This window comes from Roseateles sp. P5_B10, from assembly GCF_056400485.1.
Genome location: NZ_JBFULE010000671.1, coordinates 1 through 2,909, shown reverse-complemented (window position 1 = coordinate 2,909; position 2,909 = coordinate 1). Strand labels below are relative to the sequence as shown.

2 protein-coding genes and 1 pseudogene are annotated in these 2,909 nt (G+C 68.6%); 2 read left to right on the top strand and 1 reads right to left on the bottom strand.

The features are described from left to right. A partial coding sequence (locus AC1DU6_RS25730) for a patatin-like phospholipase family protein (RefSeq protein WP_477860579.1) occupies positions 1-780 on the bottom strand: 780 nt, incomplete at its 3' end. Positions 781-859: 79 nt separating this feature from the next. On the opposite strand from AC1DU6_RS25730, the gene AC1DU6_RS25725 reads away from it, so the two are divergent. Together AC1DU6_RS25725 and AC1DU6_RS25720 are read left to right on the top strand one after the other, a co-directional pair. Continuing rightward, complete coding sequence (locus AC1DU6_RS25725; protein ID WP_477860577.1) at positions 860-2,065, top strand: DNA polymerase Y family protein; 1,206 nt, start codon at positions 860-862, stop codon at positions 2,063-2,065. Beyond that, positions 2,062-2,909, top strand: a pseudogene (locus AC1DU6_RS25720) (ATP-dependent DNA helicase); the annotation flags it as partial. The gene AC1DU6_RS25725 and the pseudogene AC1DU6_RS25720, both read left to right, overlap by 4 nt.

The following is a 2,909-nucleotide window of genomic DNA, read 5'->3' as shown; positions in this document are numbered from 1 at the left end:
GAACAACCGCGCTAGCGCCAGCCGCAGCCGGTACTGGTCGTCGCGCTCGTCCCGGCGCACCGCCAGGCCCGGCGGCATTTGCACCTGGCAGGCATCGGGAAAGCGCTCCAGCACCACAGGCGCGAAGAGCAGCGGCACCGCCATCGACGCCGCCACCGCCTCGGAGACCGGATAACTCGCAAGGTCACTGCACAGCGCATCGAAGGCACGCTCATGGAAGGGAAAGGCCAGCCGGTACTGCACATTGCTGGCGCTGATCCACACCACGGGCCGCGAGCGCTTGAACATGTCGGCGAATGTCGCGCCCTTGAAGACATCGTTCTCCAGCCAGTCGTTGAAGTCGCTGCGGTCGTTCAGGCCACCGGCAAACAGACGCCGCAGGTTGTTGGGATTGAGCAGGCTGAAGCGCAGGTTGGCTTCGCCGTCGCGCAGCAGCACCTTGTCGCGGAACTCACGCAGGCCCTCGGYGCCGTGCAGGCCGAAGTAGGCCGACGTCAGCGAGCCACCCGACACGCTGGTGATGAAGCTGACCTCATCCAGCAGCGTGCGCCCTGGCGTCGACGCCTGCTCGCGCAGCCCCTCCAGCACGCCGTAGGAAAACGCCGCCGCACGCAGGCCACCACCCGAGAAACTCAGCGCGACGACGGTATCGGCATCCAGCGGCATGGGTGCGCGCTGCACGGTCTGCAAGGCCACCGGCTTGTTGCGCGGCGGGTTCATCGGGGCACTGGCGCAGGCGGCCAGCAGCAGGCAGGTGCAAAGCAGCAGCAGGGCGCGCATGGAGCGTCTTTCCATCAAGGTCGGGGCATTCTGCCGATGCTGCCAGACCCTGTCTTTATTCCCAGTGACAATCCAGGCCATGCAACAGCCCGACCGCTGGATCGCCCACCTCGACATGGACGCCTTCTATGCGTCCGTCGAGCTGCTGCGCTATCCGCAGCTCAAAGGCCAGGCGGTCGTCATCGGTGGCCGGCGGGCGGATGCGCCGCAGCAGCTGGAAGACGGCAGCTGGCGCTACTCCAAGCTGCGCGACTACACCGGCCGCGGCGTCGTCACGACGTCCACCTACGCCGCGCGGGACCTCGGCGTGTTCTCGGCCATGGGCCTGATGAAAGCCGCCCTGCGCGCGCCCGACGCCATCCTGCTGCCGGCCGACTTCGACAGCTACCGCAAGTACTCGCGCCTGTTCAAGGCCGCCGTCGCCGAAGTCGCACCGGTCATCGAGGACCGTGGCATCGACGAGATCTACATCGACCTGAGCGACGTGCCTGGCGTGCGCGACGCCGTCGGCCACGACCCGCTGGGCGGCGTGAAGGCGGTGGCCCGCGAGATCAAGAACTCGGTGGGCCGCGCCACCGGCCTGACCTGCTCCATCGGCGTCACGCCCAACAAGCTGCTCTCAAAAATAGCCAGCGAGCTGGACAAGCCCGACGGCATCAGCGTGCTGACACTGGACGACATCCCCACACGCGTCTGGCCCCTGGGCGTGCGCAAGATCAACGGCATCGGCCCCAAGGCGGGCGAGAAGCTCGTCAGGTTGGGGTTGGAGACGGTGGGCGACATCGCCGCCGCCGACCCGGCCTGGCTGGTCGAGCAGTTCGGCGAAAGCTACGGCCAGTGGCTGCACGCCGCCTCGCATGGCCGCGATTCGCGGCCCGTCGTCACGCACAGTGAGCCCGTGTCCATCAGCCGCGAGACCACCTTCGAGCGCGACCTGAGCGCCGTGCACGACCGTGCCCTGCTCGGCGGCATCATGGACGAGCTGTGCGAGAGCCTGTCGCGCGATCTGGCCCGCAAGCACTACGGTGGCAAGACGGTGGGCATCAAGCTGCGCTTCGAGGGCTTCGTCACTGTCACGCGCGACCAGACGTTGAAGGCCGCCATCACCAGCGCCGCCGACATCCGCCATGCCGTGGGCTTGTGCCTCAAGCGCGTCACGTTCGACAAGCGCCTGCGGCTGATGGGCGTGCGCATCGGCAACCTCGTGCATGCGAGCGAGGTGCCGCCCCCGGCGCCAGCGCGAGCAGAGCCTCTGCCCACGCTCGACAACCTGAGCTTGTTTTGAGCGACTGGAGCTACAGCGTCTCGGTACGCAGCCTGTGCGAGTTCACTGCCAAGCGCGGCAGCCTGGACCGCCGCTTCACGCCCTCGGCCACGGCGCTGGAGGGCCAGGCCGGCCAGATGGCCGTGCTGGCGCGCCGTTCGCCGGGCTACGAGACCGAGCTGCCGCTGGAGGCCGTCCACGGCAACCTGCGCGTACGCGGCCGGGCCGACGGCTACGAGGCCGACGTGAACCGGCTGGAGGAGATCAAGACCATCCGCGGCCCCGTCGAGGCCATTCCCGACAACCGCCGCGCCCTGCACTGGGCCCAGCTGCAAACCTATGGCGCGCTGATTGCCGCCGACCGCGGCCTGACCGAGCTGGAGCTGGCCCTCGTCTACGTCGATGCCGACACGCAAAACGAGACCGTGCTGCGCGAGAAGGTGACGGCCAGCGAGCTGCAAGCCGCCTTCGAGTTGCGCTGCCGGCAGTTCGAGGCCTGGGCACGACAGGAGGCGGAGCACCGCAAAGCACGCGACGCCGACCTGAGCGCCCTGCCCTTCCCCAAGGGCGAACTGCGCCCCGGTCAGCGCCTGCTCGCCGAGGCCGTCTACCGCGTGGCCGCCAACGGCCGCTGCCTCCTGGCCCAGGCACCCACCGGCATCGGCAAGACCCTGGGCACGCTGTACCCGCTGCTGCGCGCCATGCCGCTTCAGCAGCTCGACAAGATCGGCTACATGACCTGCAAGGGCACCGGCCGCATCACCGCGCTGGAGGCCCTGCATGCGCTGCGAGAACACACGCCGACGAAATCGCTGCGCGTGCTGACGCTGGTGGCCAAGGAGCAGGCCTGCGAGCACCCCACCAA

Excerpts from the sequence above, each read along its gene's own strand:
- AC1DU6_RS25725 (WP_477860577.1), top strand. The coding sequence starts at position 860 with ATGCAACAGCCCGACCGCTGGATCGCCCACCTCGACATGGACGCCTTC.